The sequence below is a fragment of the uncultured Campylobacter sp. genome (assembly GCF_938031315.1).
Lineage (GTDB): Bacteria > Campylobacterota > Campylobacteria > Campylobacterales > Campylobacteraceae > Campylobacter_B.
Window position 1 is genome coordinate 1 of the sequence record NZ_CALHHT010000085.1, and the last position, 5,163, is coordinate 5,163.

Consider the following 5,163-nt stretch of genomic DNA (forward strand, 5'->3'; position numbering starts at 1 on the left):
AGAATTGTGATTATACAAGAGCGATGCTTAAAGGGGGCTGAATAATTGGTAGAAAAATGAGGAGTTCTTAAACAAAGAAAAATTCACAAAAAGAGTAAAATTTTAAAGAAAATGCCAAATGAAAAAGCGAGGAAATTTAAAAATAATCAAACCCAGCGTAGCTTTCGCATACAAAATTCTACTCTTTAAATTCCCTCATAATTTAAAATTTCTAAAATTCTAATACGCCATCAGCTTCGCGCCGAACGCCCCGCGGACCAAACTCTCGCTTTTATTTGCTAGCTTATCCATCATCTTTTCATACGCAGAAGGCTCCTGCCAGATCGGATCTGCTACGCCGCTAGCCTTTACGAGCGCGCTTTTAGCGTCCTCCAAAGAGCCTACCTCGTCGATGAGTCCGACGCCTTTGGCGCCGCTAGCCAAAAATACTCGTGCATTCGCCCACGTATCGCGCTTCCTAAGATCCAGCGAGCGCGCCTGCGCCACTTCGCGCGTGAATAGCTCGTAACTCTCATCCACCAGAGCTTGCAGGCTCGCGCGCTCCGCGTCGCTCCATTTTCGCATCATCGTGCCCGCCTCTTTGAGCTCGCCCGCTTTGACGATCTGTTCGGCAAAGCCTAGTTTAGCGGCCGCCTCGCTTACGTCTAGGCCCTGCATGATCACGCCGATAGAGCCGATGAAGCTGCCCGGATTTGCGTAAATTTTACTCGCCCACACGCCGCCTAGGTAGCTGCCGCTCGCCATCGTGCCCTTGGCGTAGGCGACAACCGGCTTGCGCGAGTTCAGGGATTTGATAGCCAGCGAAATTTCCACGCTCGGGCTTAGCGCGCCGCCGGGGCTGTCGATCAGCAGAAGCACCCCCTTAATCGCCTCGTCGTTTTTCAGAGTTTCGATCTTTTCTAAAATTTCGCTATCATCCATTATCGCGCCGCTTAGCGAAAGCTGAGCGAGATTTGCGCCCTTTTGTTGCGTACCTTCGCCGCCTGCGAAAATCAAAAACAGAATAAGCAGAAAAATCAGGGATTTAAAGTATTTGTTGATAAACCCGAGCACGGCGCCGATCGGCGCAAAGATGTTTTTTAGAAATTGCATTTCATTCCTTCGATAAAAAGTGATTTTGCGTTTTTGCTCTGCAAAATGAGCTGTAGCGGCAGCTGGCCTTGCTCGCACTCAATGCCTTCAAAAACGGCGATATCGGCGAGCTTACCCTCTTTTAGCTCGCCTAAATTTAGACCTAGTGCCACAGCTGTATTTCTCGTCGCGCCTAAAAGTAACGCCCGCGCCAGCTCTGCCAAACCCAGCTCGTCGTGCATCATTAAATTTGCGCGCAGCTCGTCTAAAAAGCTTAGGCTAAAATTCGAGCTAAGCCCGTCGGTAGCGATGTTGTAATTAAGCTCGCTTGCGAGCAGCTTTTTAAAGCTCAGCCTCTTTTTGCTAAGCAAGCGGTTGGAGCGCGCGCAGTGCGTGATCGAGTGGAGCTTCGGATCAAAGATGCTAAAATCATCCACCCAAATGCAATGCGTAAAAAGCGTGCGAAGCCCGTTAAAATGCGCTACGAAACTCTGCGGCGAGTAAAAAGGCGCAGGCGTTGGGTTAAATTTAGAAAGCCAGGTTTTAAATTTGCCGCGACCCACGTGCAGCCACTGCCGTTCGTAAGCACTCTCCATAAAATGCGTGCTTATAACAAGCCCGTTTTCGCGAGCAAGCCTCGTCGCAAACTCCGTAATCTGCGGGTGCGTCGAATACGGCGAGTGTACCGACACGGCGGGGATAAAAAGCGAGCTTGCAAACGCCTTCGAGCGCTCAAAACGCTCTTTAAATTTAGAAATATTTTCCGCCGCAGCATCCTTGCTCGCGCCTAAAATTTCATTGAAAAACACGGTTCTAATGCCGCTTTGCGCGCAAGCTTCAGCCTCGCCGCCGAAGCTTGAAATTTCGCCGATCGTACCCACGCCGCTTCGCATCATCGCGGCGATCTGCTCCAAGATCAATCGTCCGCGCGCCGCGGCGTCAAGCTGCTGTCTTGAGGCGATGACGCTGCCTAGCCAATCCAAAAAATCGCCGTAGCGCAGCGTGCCTTTGTTTGCGCTAAATTCCAAATGCACGTGCGGATTTATAAACGCAGGCATCGCTATGTCGCCGCTAAAGTCTAAAATTTCGGCTTGCGGGTATTTGCGCGCCGCGCTTGCAAAGGCGCAGACCTCGATTATTTTCTCGTCAAAGACGATCGCGCCATCTTTTAAAATTTTAAAATTCTCATCGCAAGCAAGAACCCACTTCGCCCTTAAAATTCTCATCGTTTTCCTTATCTAAAACAGCGCGTGATTTTAGCATAAAATTCTCTTCCGTGCTAAATTTAGAGATAAAATTTTATCGCTTGGGCTTGAGCGGGCAAATTTGGCGCCATAGTAAAAAATAAGCTCGCTTTGGTTATAATTTTTACTTAAATTTCAAAACAAGGACGCAAAAATGAAAATTATGGTGATTCAAGGACCGAATATCAATATGCTTGGTATGCGCGAGCCCGCTATTTACGGGGTTATGAAGATGGAGGATATCCATAAGCAGATGAAGGCGGTCGCCGATCAGAGCGGCAACGAGATCGAGTTTTTTCAGAGCAATTTCGAAGGCGAGATCGTCGATAAGATCCAAGAGTGCTTCGGCACCTGCGACGGCATCATCATCAATCCCGCCGCCTACACGCACACTTCGCTCGCTATCCGCGATGCACTCGCCGCAGTCAGCCTACCCGTGATCGAAGTGCATATCTCAAACATCGCTCGCAGAGAGGAACTTAGACAAAAAAGTCTAATAGCGCCCGTAACAGCGGGTCAGATCATCGGTTTCGGCCCCGTGGGATACCATCTGGCGATGATCGGAATGATTCAAATTTTTGAGCAGATCAAGGCCGCCAGAGCCGAGCAGAAAGCCAAATAAGTTTGGGATTAAATTTGAAAAATTTTATCCTAAAGGACGAAAACGCCGTTTACCACGAGTGCGGATACAGCTGCGACAACGCGATATTTTTAAGTCTTGCGGGGCGCAAATTTTTCCTCACCGATGCGCGTTATAGCATCGAGGCGCGCGAGCTTTGCAAAGATACCGAAGTGATCGAGGTCGAGCGAAATTTGATAAAAGACGCGCGGCTGTTTTTGCGAAAGGCGGGCGTAAAGGAGCTTGGCTATAACCCGTACGATTTTAGCGCGGGTGAGTGGGAAGCGCTTAGCAAAGGGCTTGGGATAAGATTTAAGGCGCGGGCGAATTTTTCGCAAATTTCGCGCATAGTAAAATCAGAAGACGAGATAAAAATTTTAAAGCAAGCGGCGCAGCTAGGCGCCCAGAGGTTTGACGAATTTGCCGCGTTCGTGCGCGCTAGCGGCGAAGGGATGAGCGAAGAGGAGCTATTTTTTAACGCCGAGCTCATCTTTAAGAAAAAGGGCGAGCTCGCGCTTAGCTTTTCGCCTATCGTCGCGATCAACGAAAACGCCGCAAAGGCGCACGCTCTACCGAGCAAAAAGCGTTTGCGGCAGGGCGATCTACTCCTGCTTGACGCGGGGGTTAAATTTAATCGCTACTGCTCGGATAGGACGCGCACGGCATGCTTTGATGAAAATTTTAACTTCGGCAAGGAGCAAAATTTTAAAAACGCCAAACGGCAAGAAATTTACGAGATCGTAAAAGAGGCTCAGGCTCTTGCGATCGCGGCGGTTATGCCCGGCAAAATGGCGCGCGAGATCGACGCTGCGGCTAGGGATTTTATCGCGAAGCAGGGCTTTGGCGAGGCGTTTTTTCACAGCACCGGACACGGCGTCGGAGTCGATATCCACGAGCTTCCGTTTATCTCAAAGCGCGGAGATACCGTGCTAAAAGAGGGGATGGTCTTTAGCGTGGAGCCGGGGATCTATCTGCCCGGCGAGTTTGGCGTGCGCATCGAGGACGTCGTGGTCGTGCGCGAAAACGGGGCTGAAATTTTATGAGAGTAGCTCGGGTGAACATGCAACTTAAGAAAAACGGATTTTACGAGTGCGCGGACGCGCTATGCGTCGTAAAAAGCGCCGTTTTCCCGATGAGGCGCCGCGAGCGCGGAAATTTTAAAAATTTATACCTGCTTGGACTCGGCGGAAATTTAGGAGATGTCAGGCGGCGCTTCGAGCGATTTTATCGTGTTTTGCAAAGCGATACGCGCTTTTTCGTAGCGCAAAATTCCTTGATCTTAAAAAACAAGCCGTTCGGCTTTTTAGATCAGCCCGATTTTTTAAACGCCGTAATGCTCGTGCAAAGCTCTCTGCCGCCGCTTACATTGCTTAAAATTATGCAGCGCGCGGAGCTGAAATTTGGGCGCAAAAGAAGCTTCAAAAACGCGCCGCGCACGCTGGACGTGGATATTTTATACGCAAGCGCGAAGGTGCGTGCCTGCGAGCGGCTCGTGCTGCCGCATCCGGGTGTTTGCGAGCGTATAAGCGTGATTTTGCCGCTTGGAGAGATGAAATTTAAAAGAGGACTGATATGCAAACTAAAATCGTAAATTTTTTAAGCGCCAAGGGCGGAGTCGGCAAGAGCGTGATTGCAGCAAATTTCGCCGAAATTCTAAGCGAGCAGGGCTACCGCACGGCGATCATCGAGGCTCCGAGCTTTAGCAACCAAGAGATCATTCTAAACGCGCTGCAGGGCAAAAAAATCTCGCTTCAAAGCGCGAGCGCGGTAAAAATTTCGCAAAATTTAACGCTCGTTTCGCCTGCGGACGGCGCGGGCGAAAACTCCGCTAAATTTGCAAGCGAGCTGAAGGAGGCTGGGATTTTCGATTTTATTTTGATCGATGCGGGACTTGAAAATTTAAAAAGCTTTGCTCAGATTGCGGATCACAATGTCGTTCTATGCGCGAACGAGCCCTGCGCGATCAGCAACACCTACGCGCTTTTAAAAACGCTTGGATCTAGCAAAAAAGAGGTTTTATTTTTGCTAAATTTCACCGCGAGCGAGGAGGACGCCGTGATGATCTACGAAAATTTAAAAGCGGTCGCGCAGAAAAATATAAGTGAGCTAAATTTCAAGCTACTGGGCTTCGTGCCGTTTTGCAAGGACGTCGCCGAGTGCGCGCACAACCGCGTGCTTTTTAATTCGCACCGCCCGTTCTCACCCGCTACCATCGCGCTTAGACAGAGC

Annotated in this window: 6 protein-coding genes; 4 read left to right on the forward strand and 2 right to left on the reverse strand. The window is 49.8% G+C overall.

The annotated features are described in order from the left end of the window. Positions 1–219: 219 nt before the first annotated feature. Both sppA and Q0236_RS02295 read right to left on the reverse strand, forming a co-directional pair. Positions 220–1,092: a signal peptide peptidase SppA gene (sppA, locus tag Q0236_RS02290; protein ID WP_297914589.1), complete on the reverse strand. Its 873-nt coding sequence runs from the start codon at positions 1,090–1,092 to the stop codon at positions 220–222. Further along, complete coding sequence (locus tag Q0236_RS02295) at positions 1,080–2,297, reverse strand: metal-dependent hydrolase (RefSeq protein WP_297914592.1); 1,218 nt, start codon at positions 2,295–2,297, stop codon at positions 1,080–1,082. The genes sppA and Q0236_RS02295 overlap by 13 nt, the downstream gene beginning before the upstream one ends. A 172-nt stretch (positions 2,298–2,469) precedes the next feature. Here Q0236_RS02295 and aroQ point away from each other — a divergent pair, with 172 nt between their 5' ends. The 4 genes from aroQ to Q0236_RS02315 all read left to right on the forward strand — a co-directional run. Continuing rightward, positions 2,470–2,937 carry a type II 3-dehydroquinate dehydratase gene (gene aroQ / locus Q0236_RS02300; RefSeq protein WP_005869936.1) on the forward strand — a complete coding sequence of 156 codons (468 nt, stop codon included), beginning with the start codon at positions 2,470–2,472 and terminating at the stop codon, positions 2,935–2,937. Between the two features lie 14 nt (positions 2,938–2,951). Beyond that, on the forward strand, positions 2,952–3,977 hold the full coding sequence (locus Q0236_RS02305) for a M24 family metallopeptidase (RefSeq protein ID WP_297914595.1): 1,026 nt from the start codon (positions 2,952–2,954) through the stop codon (positions 3,975–3,977). A 17-nt stretch (positions 3,978–3,994) separates the two neighbouring features. Then, entirely contained in the window at positions 3,995–4,525 is a 531-nt protein-coding gene (gene folK, locus Q0236_RS02310; protein WP_297914601.1) for a 2-amino-4-hydroxy-6-hydroxymethyldihydropteridine diphosphokinase, read from the forward strand. Further along, the coding region (locus tag Q0236_RS02315) for a P-loop NTPase (RefSeq protein WP_297914598.1) at positions 4,507–5,163 on the forward strand (657 nt) is incomplete at its 3' end. The genes folK and Q0236_RS02315, both read left to right, overlap by 19 nt.